Source organism: Hominiventricola aquisgranensis, assembly GCF_040096225.1.
In the GTDB taxonomy this organism is placed as follows: Bacteria; Bacillota; Clostridia; order Lachnospirales; family Lachnospiraceae; genus Hominiventricola; species Hominiventricola aquisgranensis.
In genome coordinates, this window is the sequence record NZ_JBBMFC010000002.1 from 96,289 (window position 1) to 113,667 (window position 17,379).

Below are 17,379 nucleotides of genomic sequence, written 5' to 3' on the forward strand. Positions count from 1 at the left end.
TACATGGATAGAAAACCGGTGATCATATTTGCGGGAACGACCGAAGGAAGAACGATCTCAGAATATCTGGCATCTTGTAAGGTTCCGGTGACGGCCTGTGTTGCCACTGAATATGGTGAGACACTTTTAACTGAAAATGAATATCTGAAGGTACATGCAGGACGCATGGATCAGGAAGAGATCGCAGCATTTATCCGTGGAAAAGGGGCAGAGCTTGTGATCGATGCAACACATCCTTATGCGGCGGTGGTATCGGAAAATGTGGCGGCAGCCTGTGAGCGGGAACAGGTGGACTATGTGCGCCTGATCCGGGGCAGCAGCGCAGAATCGGTGGATCAGGCGGTACTGGTAGGTTCTGTGGATGAGGCTGTAGAATACTTAAAGAAGACAGAAGGAAATATTCTGGCTACGACCGGAAGTAAGGAACTGTTTAAATATACACAGATCCCTGGATTTGAGAAGAGGGTATTTGCAAGAGTACTGTCTACCGGAGAGGTGGCAGCAGCCTGTGAGAAGCTGGGATTTGTGGGTAAGAATCTGATCTGCATGCAGGGGCCGTTCAGTGAAGCACTGAACATTGCTATGCTGCATCAATTTGACTGTAAGTATCTGGTGACGAAGGAGACAGGAAAAGCCGGAGGATTTGAAGAAAAGCTTCATGCGGCAAAAGTGGCAGGAGCAACTCTGGTGCTGGTGGGACGTCCGCCGGAACAGAAGGGTTATTCCTATGATGAAGTGCTGGAGATGATGAGGATTCGTTTTCATCTGGCAGCAGCTTCTGTACTGGAAGTACAGCCGACACAGGCAAAGCGAAAAGTAACTCTCGTTGGCATCGGTATTGGCACACCGGAAGGAATGACAGTAGAAGCTGCACAGGTCATCGAGAAGGCAGATCTATTAGTGGGTGCTGACCGGATGCTTGCGGCTGCGGCAGATAAGCACAAACCAACATTTTCTGCTTATGAACCTCGGAAAATTGGTGATTATCTGGAGCTGCATCCAGAGTATCAGCGAATCGTGGTACTGCTGTCAGGTGATATTGGATTTTACAGTGGAGCCAAGAGGCTTTATGAAGAACTGGAGCAGAGAGATTTTGAGGTGGATGCGCTGTGTGGAATCTCTTCTGTAGTTTATTTCTGTGGAAAGCTGCGGACTGCATGGGAAGACGTATGTCTGCTGAGCACCCATGGACGCAGTGCCAATCTGGTGGGAGCAGTGAAGAGTCATCATAAAACATTCACCCTTCTTGGAAAAGGAGAGAGTGTCCATGTACTCTGTCAGGAACTGATGGAATATGGCTTGGCTCATGTTACTGTTCATATAGGTATCCAGCTTGGATACGAGGATGAAAAGATCCTGTCAGGAACACCGGAAGAATTGTTGAAGCAGTCCATTGACGGACTTTGTGTGGCACTGATCGAAAATGAGACACCGTTCAGCGGTATCCGTGCCTGTGTGGATGATGAAGAATTTTCCAGAGGGAAAGCCCCCATGACCAAGAGTGAGATCCGAAGCCTTTCGGTGGCAAAGCTTCAGCTTCCAAAGGATGCCGTTGTCTACGACGTAGGAGCAGGAACCGGATCTGTGACCATCGAACTGGCATTGGCGGCTGTGGACGGATGTATCTATGCGATTGAGCGTAATCAGGAAGCCTGTGATCTGATCGAGGAAAATAAGCGAAAATTTGGAACACCTAATATTCAGGTAGTTCATGGACTGGCACCGGAAGCCATGGAAGACCTTCCTGCACCGACCCATGCATTTATTGGTGGCTCTGCAGGAAATTTAAAAGAGATCATTACCTGTCTTCTTGGTAAGAATCCATTGATCCGTCTGGTGATCAATACGGTGACGCTGGAGACTATGGCGGAAGTATCCGAGTGTCTGAAAGCACTGAATCTTATTGAAGAGGAGACGATCTGTGTCAATGTATCCCGGGCGAAGAAGCTGGGAGCATATCATCTGATGATGGGACAGAATCCGATCTATATTGTTACATGCAGAGGAGGCGGAGAAGTGTGAAAAAGGAGAGAGCAGTTCCGCGGATCCTGCTGTGTGCACCTGCCAGCGGCAGCGGTAAGACGTTGATCACCTGCGGAATTTTGCAGGCACTAGTGAACCAGGGGAAAAAGGTGGCATCTTTCAAATGCGGACCTGATTACATTGATCCTATGTTTCATGGAAGAGTCATAGGTACCAAATCCCGGAATCTGGATACTTTTTTTACAGATTCGAATACGACCCGCTACCTGTTTGCTGAAAATACGGCAGACTGTGATCTTGCAGTGGTGGAAGGAGTCATGGGTTATTATGATGGCCTGGGTGGTGTGAGTACCGACGGAAGCACTTATGATGTGGCGAGGACACTTTCTATACCGTCTGTGCTGATCGTAAACAGCAGAGGAGCGAGCCTTTCTATTCTGGCAACCATCAAAGGGTTTCTAAGCTTTCGGGAAGATTCTCAGATCCGGGCTGTGATTCTTAATCAGGTGTCCCCTATGATCTATGCTCAGTTGAAGCCACTGATCGAGCAGGAACTGGGAGTGCAGGTGCTCGGTTATGTGCCGAAGTTTACGGATCTGAATCTGGAGAGCCGTCATCTGGGTCTGGTTCTGCCAGGAGAGATCGAAGCATTGAAAGAAAAGCTTAAGCGTCTGGCAATGGCTTTGGAAGAGACACTGGATCTGGATGAGCTGCTCAGACTTGCAGAGATGACAGAGCCGATCAACTATGAAGAACCGAAGCTTCCGGTGCTTGAGCATTCTGTGAAAATTGCAGTGGCAGCAGACGATGCCTTCTGCTTTACTTATCTTGACAATCTATCCTTGTTGGAAAGGATGGGAGCAAAGCTTGTGTTCTTTTCACCGTTGAAAGACACAGAGCTGCCGAAGGGAATATCGGGTATGATCTTAAGTGGAGGATACCCGGAGCTACATGGAAAGGAACTGGCAGCAAACAGATCCATGCGTCAGTCTGTCAAGAAAGCGATCAAACAGGGGATGCCCTGTATCGCTGAGTGTGGAGGCTTCTTATATCTGCATCGGGAACTGGAGGATCAGGATGGAATCTTTTATCCCATGGCAGGAGTGTTGGATGCAAAGGCTTACCGGACCAATAAGCTGGGACGGTTTGGCTATATCAATCTGACTGCCAATGAAGCTCAGCTGTTGGGAGATAAGGGAATGACGATCCGTGGGCATGAGTTTCACTACTGGGAAAGTGAGCAGTGCGGAGAGAGCTTCCATGCGAAGAAACCGGTGGGAAAACGGCAGTGGGACTGTGTCAATGGAAATGAGACATTGTATGCAGGATTCCCACATCTGTTTTTCTGGTCTGCACCGGAAGCTGCCTATACATTTTTGAAGAAATGCGAGGAGTACGGAACATGCTGATACTGGTAACTGGTGGAAGCGGAAGTGGAAAGTCCGCATTTGCCGAGTCTGTAGTTATGGGATTAAAGACCCGTCCCAATCTCTATATTGCCACCATGTATCCCTTTGATGAAGAGTGCCATCGTCGGATCGCCCGCCATCGGCTTATGCGGAGAGATAAAGGGTTTGAGACGTTTGAATGTTATACCGGTCTGAAGGACGCGAAGATCCCTTCGTCTGGAACGACGCTGCTGGAGTGCATGTCCAACCTGACCGCCAATGAGATGTATCAGGAAAATGGTTCCGGGGATGCATGCGTGCAGGAGATCCTGAAAGGGATCCATCATGTGCTGAGTCACACAGAACATCTGGTGATCGTGACAAACGAAATCTTTTCTGATGGAATCGAATATGATCCGGAGACTACACGTTATCAGCAATATCTGGGAGAGATGAACTGTGAACTGGCAAAACTGGCGGATGTGGTGGTGGAAGTGGTCTACTCCATTCCGCTGGTAAAAAAAGGAACGCTGGAGGGAATTGTGTCATTATGAAAAAGATCTGGAACAGTTTTTTAATCGCATTTGCCATGTTTTCCAAGATCCCGGTACCAAGAGCTGACTGGGATAAGGAAAATATGCGGTATATGATGTGCTTCTTTCCGCTGATCGGAGTGGTGATCGGAGTACTCTTGCAGGGATTGGGGATTCTCTGCACCTGGCTCTCCTTTGGAGATACCATGCGGGGAGCTTCGTTTGTGCTGCTGCCTGTCCTGGTGACCGGAGGCATTCATATGGATGGATTTCTGGATACCACCGATGCTCTGAGCTCCTGGCAACCCAGGGAGAAGAAGCTGGAGATCCTGAAGGATTCCCATGCAGGAGCATTTGCTATTATTATGGGATGTTCATATTTTGTGCTGGCATTGGGAGTGTGGAGTGAGATGGATCTGAAGGTGCTTCCAGTGGCGGGACTTATCTTTGTAGTGTCCAGAACCTTAAGCAGTCTGGCATTGTCCACATTTCCAAAAGCAAATAAAAGCGGCTCTTTGTCCATGTTCTCAGATGCTGCTCAGAAGAGGATACTGTTGATCACTCTCGCACTGTGGCTGATAGTCTGCGCAGGAATTGGAATCTGTCTGGACTGGAAACAGACGATACTGCTCTTCGTAACAGCAGCAGTGGTGTATGGAAGTTATTACCGGCTGGCTATGAAGCAGTTTGGTGGAACGACGGGAGATATAGCAGGATTTTTTACACAGATATGTGAGCTTGCCTGCGCTTTTGTGATCATGCTGGGAGGAAAATTATTATGATACTGGTGACGGGAGGCTGTTTTCAGGGGAAGACAGAGTATGCACTTGAGAAGTTTCAGATCAGTCGGGACGAAGCGGCAGACGGCCGTACCTGTCCGTTGCATATGATCTATACGACGAAGCTTCTCTATCATTTTCATGAATATATCAGACGGCTCATGCAAGAAGAACAGGAGTTGTCTGTGGAAGAGCTGCTGCAGAAAAATCCGGATCTGATCCTTGTGACCAATGAGCTGGGCTACGGGGTTGTCCCTGTTGACCGCTTTGACCGGGAATACCGGGAGAAAACAGGACGGGTCTGCTGTGAGATCGCAAAGCAGGCCACAGAGGTTCATCGGGTGATCTGTGGGATCGGGACGGTGATCAAGCATGGCTGAGATCATATTAGTACGTCATGGAAAGACGGCAGGTAATCTGGAAGGACGCTATATTGGAAGCCGGACTGATGAGCCGCTCTGTGAAGAAGGAATTCATGCGTTGGAGGAAAAGGTGCGTGAGGGTATCTATCCGCCAGTGGATCTGGTCTATGCAAGTCCTATGATCCGATGCAGACAGACTGCAAAGATCCTGTGGCCTAAGTTTACAGATTCTTCTCAGATACAGTATGTACAGAATCTGCAGGAATGCGACTTCGGTGCATTTGAAAACAAAAATTATCAGGAACTGTCCGGTAATGCAGAGTATCAGGCGTGGATCGACAGCAACGGAACCTTGCCGTTTCCCGGAGGCGAGTCCAATGAAGCATTCCGGAAGCGGTGCTGCCAGGCGTTTCAGCGTATCACAGAAAGATTGCAGAAGCAGGAAGAGAAGACAGGGCAGACACTTCGGGCAGCAGTGGTAGTCCACGGTGGGACGATCATGGCGATCCTGGAGCGCTTTGGTACACCTAAGAAAAACTATTTTGATTATCAGGTGAAAAATGGCTGTGGTTACAGACTGACACCGGTGGAAGGGACAGATCAATGGAATTATCAATACTTGCAGTAATTTTAGGATTTATTCTGGATCTTATTGTGGGAGATCCACACTGGCTGTATCATCCCATCCGTCTGGTGGGACATCTGATCAGTGGTCTGGAGAAAATCCTGCGAAAAGTATTTCCAAAAACAGAACGTGGAGAACTGACAGCAGGAGTATTCCTTTTGATCCTCACAGCCGGAATCACATCGGGAGCAGCCTGGATCCTTCTGTACGCAGCTGGCTGTATTCATCCGTATGTGAAATTTGCGTTGTCCGTGCTCATGTGTTATCAGCTCCTGGCAACCAAATCTTTGAAGACGGAGACCATGAAGGTCTATGATGCGCTGAAAGAGGGAGATCTGAAAAAAGCCAGATATGCCGTATCCATGGTAGTAGGCAGAGATACGGATGTGCTGGATGAGATCGGTGTCACCAAGGCAGCAGTGGAGACTGTTGCGGAAAATACATCCGACGGGATCATTGCACCGCTGTTGTTTATGATGATCGGCGGACCTGTGCTGGGATATTTTTATAAAGCGGTCAATACTATGGATTCCATGGTTGGCTATAAAAACGATAAATATTTGTATTTTGGCCGGGCAGCGGCAAAATTTGACGATGTGGTCAACTACATTCCGGCGAGATTGTCTGCCATTCTGATGATCGGTGCCGCTGGCTGCTGTGGCATGGATGCGGCCAATGGCTGGCGCATTTACAAGAGGGACCGCTATAATCACAGCAGCCCCAATTCTGCGCATACAGAGGCAGTAACAGCCGGGGCACTGCACATTCAGCTTGCAGGAAATGCCTTTTATTTTGGAAAGCTGTATGAAAAGCCGACCCTGGGAGATCCGGATCGACCAGTGGAATATGAAGATATTACGCGTGCCAACCGACTGCTTTACGGAACCGCGATCCTGGCTCTTCTGGTATTTGGACTGGTGAAAGGAGTTGTCTTATGGCTTGTTTAAAAAAGGGATGTCTGCAGCTTTATTGTGGAGATGGAAAAGGAAAGACTACCGCATCGGTGGGTCTGGCAGTCCGGGCTGTTGGGACAGGACTGAAGGTGCTGTTCTGTCAGGTTATGAAGGATGGTACTTCCGGCGAGATCAAGATGCTTCAGAAGCTGGGAATCACCTATCTGTGTTGTCCGGAGCATTATGGATTCTTCTGGAATATGTCGGATGAGCAGAAGAAAGAAGCACAGCAGTCCTATACGGCATTATTCCGAAAAGCATGGGATATGGCAGTAAAGGAAGGCTATGATCTGCTGGTGATCGATGAATTTATGAGTGCCTACAATCATGGTCTGATCGAACAGAAGCAGGCGCTGGAATGTCTGATGAAGCGTCCAGACTGTCTGGAAGTAGTGCTGACAGGCAGAAATCCAGGGGAAGAACTGCTGAAGCTTGCAGATTATGTGACAGAGATGAAGAAGATCAAGCATCCGTTTGATCAGGGAATTCCTGCACGTAAAGGAATTGAGCTGTAGGGAATCCTTATGATTACTGTGAACAGGCAGGAGTAGGAAATAGTATGAATTATAAAGCAATCTTGCAATACGATGGAACCCGATATCGAGGCTGGCAGGTACAGGGAAATACAGATAACACCATACAGGGAAAAATAGAGACTCTTCTGACCCGTATGGCAGGTGAGCCGGTGGAGGTAAACGGCTCAGGCAGAACCGATGCGGGTGTTCACGCAGCAGGGCAGGTAATCAGTTTTCGGTGCCAGACAGACCGAACGCCGGAGGATATCTGCGCCTATATGAATCAATATTTGCCGGAGGATATCTGCGTGCTCTCGGTGGAAGAGGCAGCACCCAGGTTCCATGCCAGACTCAATGCAGTTCGTAAAACTTATGTGTACCGGATCTGGAATGCCCCGGTCAGACCAGTCTTTGAACGGAAATATATGACCTGGATCGAACAACCACTGGATGTGGATGCCATGAGACGGGCAGCCGAGCTGCTGTGCGGGACTCATGATTACCGGGCATTCTGTTCCTTGAAGAAATTCAAAAAATCCACGGTTCGTACGGTAGAAGAGGTGAACATAGAGCATCTGGGAAAAGAGATCCGCATCTCTTATACCGGAGATGGGTTTCTCTATCATATGGTTCGTATCCTGACCGGAACATTGGTGGAAGTGGGAGAAGGGGCACGAAAACCGGAAGATATGTCCACGATTCTCATGAGCATGGATCGCGCCAATGCTGGAAAACTCATGCCGCCGGAAGGACTTACGCTGGAATGCGTGGAGTATGAGGATAACTTGAAAAAGTAAATTTCATCACAGCTTAAATTTTGCGGATTTAGGCTGTGGCGGTCTTTTTGTAGATCATATTTTTCGTTATTTCATATAAAAGTGTGATTAATAAGCATAAAACTCCAATAAAAATGTGAGGAGCGATTCTGTGGAACGATTTATCTTAAAAAAGTTGCTGGCTTGGAAGAATTCTCCCTACCGCAAGCCTTTAGTCTTGAAGGGGGCATACGTTAAAATAGGACTAAATTAAGAGAAACCTTATAAAACAAGGTTTTGAATGATTTAAGTCCTATTTTTTTATATTAATTTTGAGGTAAGGATTAGGACGGCGCCGAACGAATCAATACCTACAATGTCATATTATCTAGCTGATTACTGGATAATGAGAAGATTGTGAGGTGAACTATATAATTTGAGATAGGACTTAGTTTATGCCTGAATTTTATGTTCAGGTGTAATCTGAGTCCTATTTTTTAAAAAGTCTGCGAGAGAATATTCTGCAATTTCAAATAATGAGTTAGACTTAATGCAAGTTAGGGATAACCTGATGGACAACTAAATATGCAATTACAGGTTTAATGAAAAATCATTATCATACCAGAAATGTCGTATGGAGTAAAATTCTGCAACAGGCACCAGACAAGAATCAGTCAAAGCTTTGCGAAGAGAGTCGAAGAATCGAAAGAAGAAGATGAAGCAGCAGGGTGCATAAGGAAGCACCGAAGGTAAGAGAAGATAAAGCCAGATAGATGTGAGGACGTGGGAGAAATCCTGCGTCCTTTTTTAATGCGGATAAATTATTATAGCACGATGATGAATAAAAATAGAGGACACACAAGCGGTCCTCTATTTTTTATTCATCATCGTTTTCAAAAGTAAAGATGTCTTCTACTGTAGTATCAAAGACTTTGGCAATATCCATAGCAAGTTTTAAGGAAGGATTATATCTGCCATTTTCGAGATTACCTATAGTTTCACGCCGGACGCCTACAAGCTTGGCAAGTTCGGCTTGCTGCATATTGCGTTCCTTACGGAGTTCATGAAGTCGGGTTTTTAGTATCGGCATTAGTAGCCCTCCTTTTCATACTTCAGGAAGAGTAATCCAGGAAGCATCTGTGATGCGGCAACGAAAAATCCGTATGCTTTGTAAAAAGGAAATGAAATAAAGCCAGATATAATTCCTACTATCATCATAGAACAAAGTAGTATCTCAAGGCTCATACTTTTAGCTGCCCAGATATGCTGTATACTCATCTTATCATCGGATTCCTGTCTGACTAATAGCGTGTAAAAAGAGCAGATTGCACTAACAAATAAAAGTACAGCACCTATTATTCTAATTGGTTTAAAAGGAACCAAGTTTGAAATTGAGTATAGAAGCCATAGACAACCATTGATTATATAGCGGATTGTGTATTTTTGAGTTACTGACAAAGTTTCTTTTCCTTTATCCATAATATCTACCTCAAATGTGTTATATTTCTAACATATGTTGCAAATATATCACATTGATTGTAAAATGTAAAGAGAAATGTGTGAAATAAATCACATCACATCACATAGATGTCCTTTTTATGGGACACATAGTATAATAAGGCTTCAGAAAGAGAATCTGTTGCAGATAAATTCAAAGAATTTATAAATAAATTAAAAAAGATATTCAATATTTGAAAAAAGACATGAAATATTTGCAAATGCAAATTGTACAAGCAGTTTTCTTGTGGTAAAATAATCCTAATATTGATTGCACATTATACGGAGGGAAAGAGGATGGCAATTAGTTATAACGGATTATGGAAACAGTTAATCGACCACGGAATGAAAAAGGGAGATTTGTGTGCTAGGACTGGTCTTAGTTCCAGTACAATAGCAAAGATGACAAACTGCGAGTCAGTAAAACTATCTGTTCTGGAAAAAATCTGCAAAGAGCTGGATTGTAACTTTGGAGATTTGGTTGACTATGTATCGGATGAAGAAAAAAAGTAAATTACCTTATGGAGGAAAATAAAATGGCTACGAGAAGTGCAAAAATAGATCAGAAAGCGGACCTGATATGGGCAATAGCAGATAAGCTGACCGGAGTATATAAACCACATGAATATGGAGATGTTATATTACCGCTTACAGTAATCAGACGTTTTGACTGTATTCTTTCCGATACAAAGGATGCAGTTTTGCAGAAATATGAGGAAGTAAAGAATCTTCCGATGAAGGATGTTTTACTTCGTAAGGCAGCAGAAAAAGATTTTTATAACACCAGTAAATATACATTTGAGAGACTTATGGATGATCCTGATCACATTGAGGAGAATTTTAGAGATTATCTGAATGGGTTCTCGGCAAACGTGCAGGACATCCTCGAAAAGTTTAAGTTTGATGGTCACATCACCACTATGTCAAATAAGGGAATTCTTTATATTGTTTTAAAGGAATACACAACAGATAGAGGAAATCTTCATCCGAATGAAATCTCTAACCTTGAAATGGGCTATATCTTTGAAGAGATTATAAGAAGATTTTCCGAGTCTCATAATGAAGATGCAGGACAGCATTACACTCCAAGAGAAGTTATCCAGCTTATGGTTAATATTCTCTTCTATGATGATAATGATATTCTTTCTGGCAATAATGTAGCAAAAACAATTTATGACCCGGCATGTGGAACCGGAGGTATGCTTTCTGTTGCAGAGGAATACTTACATAGTCTGAATGCTTCTACGGAACTTGTATCCTTTGGACAGGAAATCAACGACCAGACATTTGCAATCTGTAAGGCGGATATGCTGATTAAGGGGAACAATGCAGATTATATAAAGGATGGTAACACATTATCGGATGATCAGTTTGCAGGCAGCACCTTTGACTATATCCTTTCCAATCCTCCTTTTGGACGTGAGTGGAAGAATGAAAAGGCAAAAGTAGAAGAAGAGGCTAAGCTTGGTTTCGGAGGAAGATTTGGTGCAGGACTTCCAGCTGCAAGTGACGGACAGATGCTTTTTCTTATGACAGCGATATCAAAAATGAAAGATATTGATAAAGGTGGAAGCAGAATTGCAATTATTCATAATGGTTCACCACTCTTTACAGGAGATGCAGGAAGCGGACCTTCCGAAATCAGAAGATATATTCTCGAAAATGATTTGCTTGAGGCAATTATTGCTTTACCGAATGATATTTTCTATAACACAGGAATTGCAACCTATATCTGGGTACTGTCAAATAAAAAGGCAGGTACAATTAGAGAGGGGAAAGTACAGCTTATTAATGCCAATGAGATGTTTGTGAAGAGAAGAAAAGCATTGGGAAATAAGCGAAATGATATTTCTGAGGAAGATATTGCAGAGATTACTAAGATATATGGTGATTTTAAAGAGAGTGAAATCAGTCAGATTTATGATAACGAGGATTTTGGTTATACCAAGATTACAGTAGAAAGACCGCTCCGTGATGAAGAAGGCAAGTTGGTATTGAAAAAGGGAAAGAAACAGCCGGATACCAGTCTTCGTGATACAGAAAATGTTCCGTTAAAAGAGGATATCAAAGAGTACTTTGAAAGAGAAGTACTTCCATTTGCACCGGATGCATGGATTGATGAGAAAAAGTCAAAGGTGGGATATGAGATTCCATTTACAAGATATTTTTACAAGTATGAAGCTCCAAGACCATCAGCAGAGATAATGGCAGAGATTATGGATTTGGAGACAGAACTATCCGGAAGTCTTGAGGAGGTATTTGATTTATGAGAAAGATGAAGGATAGTGGAGTGGAATGGATAGGAGAGATACCTGTAGATTGGAAACTTTCAAAAATAGGCTCCGTTTATGATGAAAGAAATGAAAAAGTGAGTGATAAGGATTTTGCGCCTTTATCAGTTACCAAGCAAGGCATTGTTCCACAGCTTGAAACAGCTGCAAAAACAGAAAATGGTGATAATCGTAAATTAATCCGAAAAGATGATTTTGTGATTAATAGTCGATCCGATAGAAGAGGTTCGTGTGGAATATCAGAATATGAAGGATCGTGTTCATTAATCAATACTGTATTAAAACCACAGACAAATATGTGCAACAGATATTACGGATTTGTATTTAAGTCTGATGGTTTCGCAGATGAATATTATCGTTGGGGGCATGGAATAGTTGATGATTTATGGTCAACTAAGTGGATTGACATGAAAAGTATTTATATTCCTGCACCTGATATTACCGAACAAGAAAGAATAGCAGATTATTTGAATGCCAAGTGCTCAAAGATTGATGAAATTATTGAAAAGCAGCAGTCAATTATTGAAAAGTTAAAGGAATACAAATTATCAATTATTATTGAGACTGTTACTAAGGGATTGAATCCCAATGTTGAGATGAAGGATAGTGGTGTTGAATGGATTGGACAAATGCCTACAAGTTGGGATTGTACTACAGTTGGCATGATTGCTACGGTAGTAAGGGGAGCATCACCAAGACCTGCCGGGGATCCACTTTATTTTAATGGAAATGATGTGCCATGGATTACTGTTGCAGAAGTAACAAAAGGGGATGGCAAGTATATTGACGAAACAGAAACCTTTTTGACATTTGAAGGGGCAAAACAAAGCCGTATTGTTGAAGAAGGAACATTGTTATTATCGAATAGTGGTGCTACTCTAGGAGTCCCTAAGATTACAAGAATCAGAGGCTGTATAAACGATGGTTCTGTAGCATTTTATAATTTAAGTATAAATCAAGAGTTTTTGTTATACTTGTTCAAGGGGCGTACTTTTGAATTAAGAAAGCAGATGCAAGGCTATGGGCAACCTAATTTGAATACAACAATTGTAAAAGGAATTGAGGTTCCATTACCAACTGAACTAGAACAGAAAGCAATAGTTGACTTCTTGGATCAGAAATGCACTGCTATTGAAAAAACTATTGAAGATAGAGAAAAGGCAATTGAAAAACTCCAGAAATACAAAAAATCCCTCATCTACGAGGTTGTCACAGGGAAAAAGGAGGTGTAGCCCATGTCTGATTTTGATGTAAAAGAGAAACGATTTGAAGAAGATATCGAAGACTATCTGATTCATCATGGCGGATATACTAAGGGTGATCCGAAGAAATTTAATCGTGAATCTGGACTTGATGAGGAAACATTTGTGGAATTTATCAAGACAAGCCAGCCTAAGAAATGGGATAGATATGTGAAAAATTATGCGGAAAATTCTGAAAAGCAGGTAGTTGAACGCTTCAAAAGAGAAGTGAAAACCACCAACCTTTTGAATGTTATGCGGCATGGTTTTATGGATAGAGGAATCAAGTTTTATCCTATTTTCTGGAAGCCAGAGACCACTTTGAATGAGACTACACAGATTCAGTATGATGCGAATATCCTTCATTGTACCAGACAGCTTCATTACTCTGTACATAATGAGAACAGCATAGATATAGTGCTTTTTGTAAACGGAATTCCGGTAGTGTCTATGGAGTTGAAATGCCAGTTTACAGGACAGGATACCACAAATGCCATTAATCAGTATAAGTTTGATCGTACCGGTAAGGATGCTATTTTTGCTTTTAAAGAAAGAGTGTTGGTACATTTTGCAGTAGACCTTACCAATGTTTATATGACTACAAGACTTGAGGGTGCACACACTTATTTCCTGCCATTTAATCAGGGCAGTAATGGAGCCGGAAAAGTAGGCGGTAAAGGAAATCCTGTAAATCCAGATGGATATGATACAGCTTATCTTTGGAAAAGAGTACTCTGCAAGGACAGTCTGATGGAAATCCTTCAGAAATATATGCACTTGCAGCAGGAGTACGATAAAAATGGAAATCTTGTGAAAGAGACTATGATTTTTCCAAGGTATCATCAGCTTGATGTTGTTACAAAGCTGTTGGAAGATGTGAAAAAGAATGGGTCAGGTAAGAGTTATCTGATCCAACATAGTGCAGGTTCAGGAAAATCAAATTCTATTGCGTGGCTGGCACATAGACTTACCGGACTCCATGATTATGAGGACAATAAGATTTTCCAGTCGGTAATCATCGTTACTGACAGACGGGTGCTTGACAGTCAGTTACAGTCTACGGTATATCAGTTTGACCATGTGGAAGGTGTGGTTAAGAAAGTAGATAAAAATTCGGGACAGCTTAGAGATGCGATTAATGATGGTGTAGGCATTATCATCACTACTTTACAGAAGTTCCCGGTAATCTATAAAGAGGTAGATTCTGCAAACAAAAGATTTGCGATTATTATTGATGAGGCACATTCTTCACAGACCGGAGATGCAGCAAAAAAGCTAAAAAGAGCATTAGCTGATACAGAAGAAATTCTGAAAGAGTATGCCGAGATGGAAGATGAGGACGAGAGAAATCGTAAGGACGATGAGGATAAGCTATTAGATGAATTAGCAGCACAGGGTATGCATAAGAACTTATCATTCTTTGCATTTACAGCAACGCCAAAAGGAAAGACATTGCAGATGTTTGGTCAGAAGGATGCGGAAGGAATCTACAGACCTTTCCATATTTATTCTATGAGACAGGCGATAGAAGAACATTTCATATTGGATGTTTTGCAGAACTATATGACCTACAAAATGTACTATAAGATTGCCAAGATTATTGAGGATAATCCAGAATTTGATACAACAGCAGGTTCAAAGGCAATTATAAATTATGAGACACTGCATCCACATAATATCTCTCAGAAGACTGCTATTATGCTGGAGCATTTTATGAATGTCACAAGATACAAGATAGGTGGAAGGGCGAAGGCTATGGTTGTTACACCATCCAGACTTCATGCAGTGCGATATGTGCAGGAATTTAAGAGACAGATAAAAGAAAAAGGACTGAATGACCTTGAAGTGTTAGTTGCTTTTTCCGGTGAAGTGAAAGATAACGATGATGTGTTTACCGAAGAGGGAATGAACAAGGATAAAGAAGGCAAGACAATCAAAGAAAAGGCTTTGCCGGAAACATTCCATACAGATGATTATGGAATCCTTGTTGTTGCAGAAAAATATCAGACAGGCTTTGATGAGCCATTGCTTCACACCATGTTTGTGGACAAGAAATTGTCCGGTGTAAAGGCAGTACAGACTTTATCAAGATTGAATCGTACTACAAGAGGAAAAGTAGATACATTTGTACTTGATTTTGTAAATTCGGCAGAAGATATCAAAGCATCTTTTGAGCCATTCTATGAGGAAACTGTGCTCTTGGAGGAAACAGATCCTAATATTGTATATGACATGAAGAATACTTTGGATAATTTCAGGGTATATCAGAAATCAGAAGTAGATAAATTTGCGGATATTTTCTATCAGAGTGAAAATCAATCAGCTGGTGATCTTGGAAAGCTTCAGGGACAGTTAAGACCGGCAGTAGACAGATATGAAGTGCTTGAAGTTGAAAAACAGGATATATTTAAGTCTACTCTGGCAAGCTTTAATCGTGTGTATGCCTATATTACACAGGTATGCAGGTTATTTGACAAGGACATTCACAGATTCAGTATTTATTCGAAGTTCTTATACACGATGCTTCCAAAGGGACATAGTGGAGAGAAGATAAATATTGATGACAAAGTTCTTCTTGAATACTATAAGCTGGAAAAAGACTTTGAAGGTCCGATAGAGCTTGAAAGCACAGAAGGCGGATATACACCTATCTCCGGTGATTCTGGTCATAGAGAGCCTAAGAAAGACCCACTGACAGTAATCATTGATAAGATAAACGAAAAGTATGGCACTCATTTTACTGAAATGGATAAAGTACTTGTTCAGATGGAAAATGATTATGCCAATCAGGAAAAATGGCAGAGCTACGCAAAGAACAATGACCGGGCAACATTTATGCTGTTATTTGAAAAGGATTTTCCGAATATGGCAGCAGACAGATATGAGCAGAATGACCAGTTTTTCAAAAAACTGTTTGATGATCCTGATATGATGAAGCAGGTAATGGAGACTGTAGGTTCTGTATTGTATGAGAGATTGAAGAAGAAATAAAGTGTTGTAGTTGAGAAATTGCTATGGGGAAAATAGATGTAATTGAGCAGGCAGCAAATAGGCTTCTGCAACATAATGTTGCAGAGGCCAGAATAGTGATAGAAACAGGATATCCATTTTATAAGTTGTCTTCACAAGGGCGTAATTATACAGATAAAGAGAAGATGGCACAATTTGTACGGGATGGATTTATTGACAGATATAGTGGACAGAAACTTGTGAATCCAGGAATATTGAAGGTACTATCTTATTACATGCCTGAGACATTTCCATATCATGCTCATTGGAAAATGGAAGAATGTCATAATGCTTACTGGGAGTTTGTACCTACTGTAGATCACATATATCCTGTAGCATTAGGTGGGGCTGATTCTATGGATAACTGGGCGACAATATCTATGCTGCACAATTCAATTAAGAGTAACTGGACATTAGAACAACTTAATTGGAAACTGTATGATGCCGGTGATTTTGATAAATATGATGGATTAACAGGACTGTTTACTAAATTGGTGGAAGCAGACAAGAAATTGTTAAGTGATTCTTATATTAAACGATGGTACCGGTTGTCAGTTGCTATTGCAAGCAAATAGAGGAGGTGCTATAGATTTGCAATTTGTATCGAAAAAAGAGGAAGGGACATTTTTACTCTTATTTAACAGATCTGGATATGTATTGGATTTTACGGATAATTCATTCGATGTATTTACTACTGCGAGTATTGGTGAGCCAATAAAAACTAAATATGGTCTATCGAAAGGAAAATCATTAGTTGCGTATCTGAATGAAGCTGATGATATACAAAGAACAAAGCTACTTATAGATTTATTCCATTATTATGAGGATAAAATGGAATATGAATATAACATTGATTATGAGGATTTGGAAAATTGGAGTACTACATCTAGGTATGATGAACATTATGCAAAGATATATGAAAAGTGTAAAGAAATAGTAGCACGTTTAAAAGGTGGCACAACAGTAATTGCAATGACAGCAGAGAACCTAAAAAATAAGTTTTCAAGTGAGTACCTTTCGCAACAGATTGATTTGATGGTAGAAATGCAGAATACGAATCCAACCAATGCAATCGGAATGGCAAAGGAATTGATTGAAAGTTGTTGTAAAACAATTCTTGAAGAAATGCAGATATCATATTCGAAAGATGATGATGTACCGCAATTAGCAGATAAGACAATGAAAGCTTTAAATCTACTTCCATCCAATGTACAGCCTACAGATAGAGGGGCAGATGCAATTAAAGCAGTTCTTGGAAATCTTAGAGCTATTCCTACAAAACTAGCAGAAATTCGAAATCCATTCGGAAGTGGTCATGGTAAGAGTGCATCTTTTAAAGGACTTGAAGTTAGACATGCTAAGCTTGCTGTTGGGAGTAGTATTACTTTTGTTGATTTTATCTGGAGTACATATGAAAGTCAAAATTTAGATAAATTGGAGGGATAAAT

General features: G+C 42.0%; 17 protein-coding genes. 15 read left to right on the forward strand and 2 right to left on the reverse strand.

Features of this window, described 5'->3' with window-relative positions; genetic code table 11:
- Window positions 1-3 precede the first annotated feature (3 nt).
- The 9 genes from cobK to truA are packed head-to-tail and all read left to right on the forward strand — an operon-like array spanning window position 4 to window position 7,935.
- Entirely contained in the window at window positions 4-2,022 is a 2,019-nt protein-coding gene (gene cobK / locus WMO62_RS01480) for a precorrin-6A reductase (protein WP_349143568.1), read from the forward strand.
- The gene (locus WMO62_RS01485) at window positions 2,019-3,392 is read left to right on the forward strand and encodes a cobyrinic acid a,c-diamide synthase CobB (RefSeq protein WP_349143569.1); all 1,374 of its coding nucleotides are present in this window, start codon (window positions 2,019-2,021) and stop codon (window positions 3,390-3,392) included. Before cobK ends, WMO62_RS01485 begins: the two co-directional genes overlap by 4 nt.
- Window positions 3,386-3,925, forward strand: coding sequence for a bifunctional adenosylcobinamide kinase/adenosylcobinamide-phosphate guanylyltransferase (locus tag WMO62_RS01490; protein ID WP_117497963.1), 540 nt, complete (start codon window positions 3,386-3,388; stop codon window positions 3,923-3,925). Before WMO62_RS01485 ends, WMO62_RS01490 begins: the two co-directional genes overlap by 7 nt.
- A complete protein-coding gene (locus WMO62_RS01495; RefSeq protein ID WP_349143570.1) occupies window positions 3,922-4,686 on the forward strand; it encodes an adenosylcobinamide-GDP ribazoletransferase in 765 nt (254 codons plus the stop codon). Before WMO62_RS01490 ends, WMO62_RS01495 begins: the two co-directional genes overlap by 4 nt.
- Entirely contained in the window at window positions 4,683-5,063 is a 381-nt protein-coding gene (locus WMO62_RS01500; RefSeq protein ID WP_349143571.1) for a bifunctional adenosylcobinamide kinase/adenosylcobinamide-phosphate guanylyltransferase, read from the forward strand. The genes WMO62_RS01495 and WMO62_RS01500 overlap by 4 nt, the downstream gene beginning before the upstream one ends.
- A complete protein-coding gene (locus WMO62_RS01505; protein ID WP_349143572.1) occupies window positions 5,056-5,673 on the forward strand; it encodes a histidine phosphatase family protein in 618 nt (205 codons plus the stop codon). Before WMO62_RS01500 ends, WMO62_RS01505 begins: the two co-directional genes overlap by 8 nt.
- Window positions 5,649-6,617 carry an adenosylcobinamide-phosphate synthase CbiB gene (gene cbiB / locus WMO62_RS01510; protein ID WP_118438630.1) on the forward strand — a complete coding sequence of 323 codons (969 nt, stop codon included), beginning with the start codon at window positions 5,649-5,651 and terminating at the stop codon, window positions 6,615-6,617. Before WMO62_RS01505 ends, cbiB begins: the two co-directional genes overlap by 25 nt.
- Window positions 6,605-7,138 carry a cob(I)yrinic acid a,c-diamide adenosyltransferase gene (locus WMO62_RS01515; RefSeq protein ID WP_118596256.1) on the forward strand — a complete coding sequence of 178 codons (534 nt, stop codon included), beginning with the start codon at window positions 6,605-6,607 and terminating at the stop codon, window positions 7,136-7,138. The genes cbiB and WMO62_RS01515 overlap by 13 nt, the downstream gene beginning before the upstream one ends.
- A 44-nt stretch (window positions 7,139-7,182) precedes the next feature.
- Window positions 7,183-7,935: a tRNA pseudouridine(38-40) synthase TruA gene (truA, locus tag WMO62_RS01520; protein WP_349143573.1), complete on the forward strand. Its 753-nt coding sequence runs from the start codon at window positions 7,183-7,185 to the stop codon at window positions 7,933-7,935.
- Window positions 7,936-8,770: 835 nt separating this feature from the next.
- Here truA and WMO62_RS01525 read toward each other — a convergent pair.
- Window positions 8,771-8,983, reverse strand: coding sequence for a helix-turn-helix transcriptional regulator (locus WMO62_RS01525; protein ID WP_349143574.1), 213 nt, complete (start codon window positions 8,981-8,983; stop codon window positions 8,771-8,773).
- Window positions 8,983-9,372: a hypothetical protein gene (locus tag WMO62_RS01530; RefSeq protein WP_349143575.1), complete on the reverse strand. Its 390-nt coding sequence runs from the start codon at window positions 9,370-9,372 to the stop codon at window positions 8,983-8,985. The genes WMO62_RS01525 and WMO62_RS01530 overlap by 1 nt, the downstream gene beginning before the upstream one ends.
- Before the next feature lie 315 nt (window positions 9,373-9,687).
- On the opposite strand from WMO62_RS01530, the gene WMO62_RS01535 reads away from it, so the two are divergent.
- From WMO62_RS01535 to WMO62_RS01560, 6 genes are read left to right on the forward strand one after another with little or no spacing between them, the layout of a single operon-like run.
- On the forward strand, window positions 9,688-9,903 hold the full coding sequence (locus WMO62_RS01535; protein WP_349143576.1) for a helix-turn-helix domain-containing protein: 216 nt from the start codon (window positions 9,688-9,690) through the stop codon (window positions 9,901-9,903).
- Between the two features lie 23 nt (window positions 9,904-9,926).
- On the forward strand, window positions 9,927-11,660 hold the full coding sequence (locus WMO62_RS01540; RefSeq protein WP_349143577.1) for a type I restriction-modification system subunit M: 1,734 nt from the start codon (window positions 9,927-9,929) through the stop codon (window positions 11,658-11,660).
- Window positions 11,657-12,913 (forward strand): restriction endonuclease subunit S, encoded by a 1,257-nt coding sequence (locus tag WMO62_RS01545; protein WP_349143578.1) that lies wholly within the window; start codon window positions 11,657-11,659, stop codon window positions 12,911-12,913. The genes WMO62_RS01540 and WMO62_RS01545 overlap by 4 nt, the downstream gene beginning before the upstream one ends.
- Before the next feature lie 3 nt (window positions 12,914-12,916).
- Complete coding sequence (locus WMO62_RS01550; RefSeq protein ID WP_349143579.1) at window positions 12,917-15,913, forward strand: type I restriction endonuclease subunit R; 2,997 nt, start codon at window positions 12,917-12,919, stop codon at window positions 15,911-15,913.
- A gap of 23 nt (window positions 15,914-15,936) precedes the next feature.
- Window positions 15,937-16,506 carry a hypothetical protein gene (locus WMO62_RS01555; RefSeq protein ID WP_349143580.1) on the forward strand — a complete coding sequence of 190 codons (570 nt, stop codon included), beginning with the start codon at window positions 15,937-15,939 and terminating at the stop codon, window positions 16,504-16,506.
- Between the two features lie 16 nt (window positions 16,507-16,522).
- Window positions 16,523-17,377, forward strand: coding sequence for an abortive infection family protein (locus WMO62_RS01560; protein WP_349143581.1), 855 nt, complete (start codon window positions 16,523-16,525; stop codon window positions 17,375-17,377).
- Window positions 17,378-17,379: the final 2 nt, after the last annotated feature.

Excerpts from the sequence above, each read along its gene's own strand:
- cobK (WP_349143568.1), top strand. The coding sequence starts at position 4 with ATGGATAGAAAACCGGTGATCATATTTGCGGGAACGACCGAAGGAAGA.
- WMO62_RS01490 (WP_117497963.1), top strand. The coding sequence starts at position 3,386 with ATGCTGATACTGGTAACTGGTGGAAGCGGAAGTGGAAAGTCCGCATTT.
- WMO62_RS01495 (WP_349143570.1), top strand. The coding sequence starts at position 3,922 with ATGAAAAAGATCTGGAACAGTTTTTTAATCGCATTTGCCATGTTTTCC.
- WMO62_RS01500 (WP_349143571.1), top strand. The coding sequence starts at position 4,683 with ATGATACTGGTGACGGGAGGCTGTTTTCAGGGGAAGACAGAGTATGCA.
- WMO62_RS01505 (WP_349143572.1), top strand. The coding sequence starts at position 5,056 with ATGGCTGAGATCATATTAGTACGTCATGGAAAGACGGCAGGTAATCTG.
- cbiB (WP_118438630.1), top strand. The coding sequence starts at position 5,649 with ATGGAATTATCAATACTTGCAGTAATTTTAGGATTTATTCTGGATCTT.
- WMO62_RS01515 (WP_118596256.1), top strand. The coding sequence starts at position 6,605 with ATGGCTTGTTTAAAAAAGGGATGTCTGCAGCTTTATTGTGGAGATGGA.
- truA (WP_349143573.1), top strand. The coding sequence starts at position 7,183 with ATGAATTATAAAGCAATCTTGCAATACGATGGAACCCGATATCGAGGC.
- WMO62_RS01525 (WP_349143574.1), bottom strand. The coding sequence starts at position 8,983 with ATGCCGATACTAAAAACCCGACTTCATGAACTCCGTAAGGAACGCAAT.
- WMO62_RS01530 (WP_349143575.1), bottom strand. The coding sequence starts at position 9,372 with ATGGATAAAGGAAAAGAAACTTTGTCAGTAACTCAAAAATACACAATC.
- WMO62_RS01535 (WP_349143576.1), top strand. The coding sequence starts at position 9,688 with ATGGCAATTAGTTATAACGGATTATGGAAACAGTTAATCGACCACGGA.
- WMO62_RS01540 (WP_349143577.1), top strand. The coding sequence starts at position 9,927 with ATGGCTACGAGAAGTGCAAAAATAGATCAGAAAGCGGACCTGATATGG.
- WMO62_RS01545 (WP_349143578.1), top strand. The coding sequence starts at position 11,657 with ATGAGAAAGATGAAGGATAGTGGAGTGGAATGGATAGGAGAGATACCT.
- WMO62_RS01550 (WP_349143579.1), top strand. The coding sequence starts at position 12,917 with ATGTCTGATTTTGATGTAAAAGAGAAACGATTTGAAGAAGATATCGAA.
- WMO62_RS01555 (WP_349143580.1), top strand. The coding sequence starts at position 15,937 with ATGGGGAAAATAGATGTAATTGAGCAGGCAGCAAATAGGCTTCTGCAA.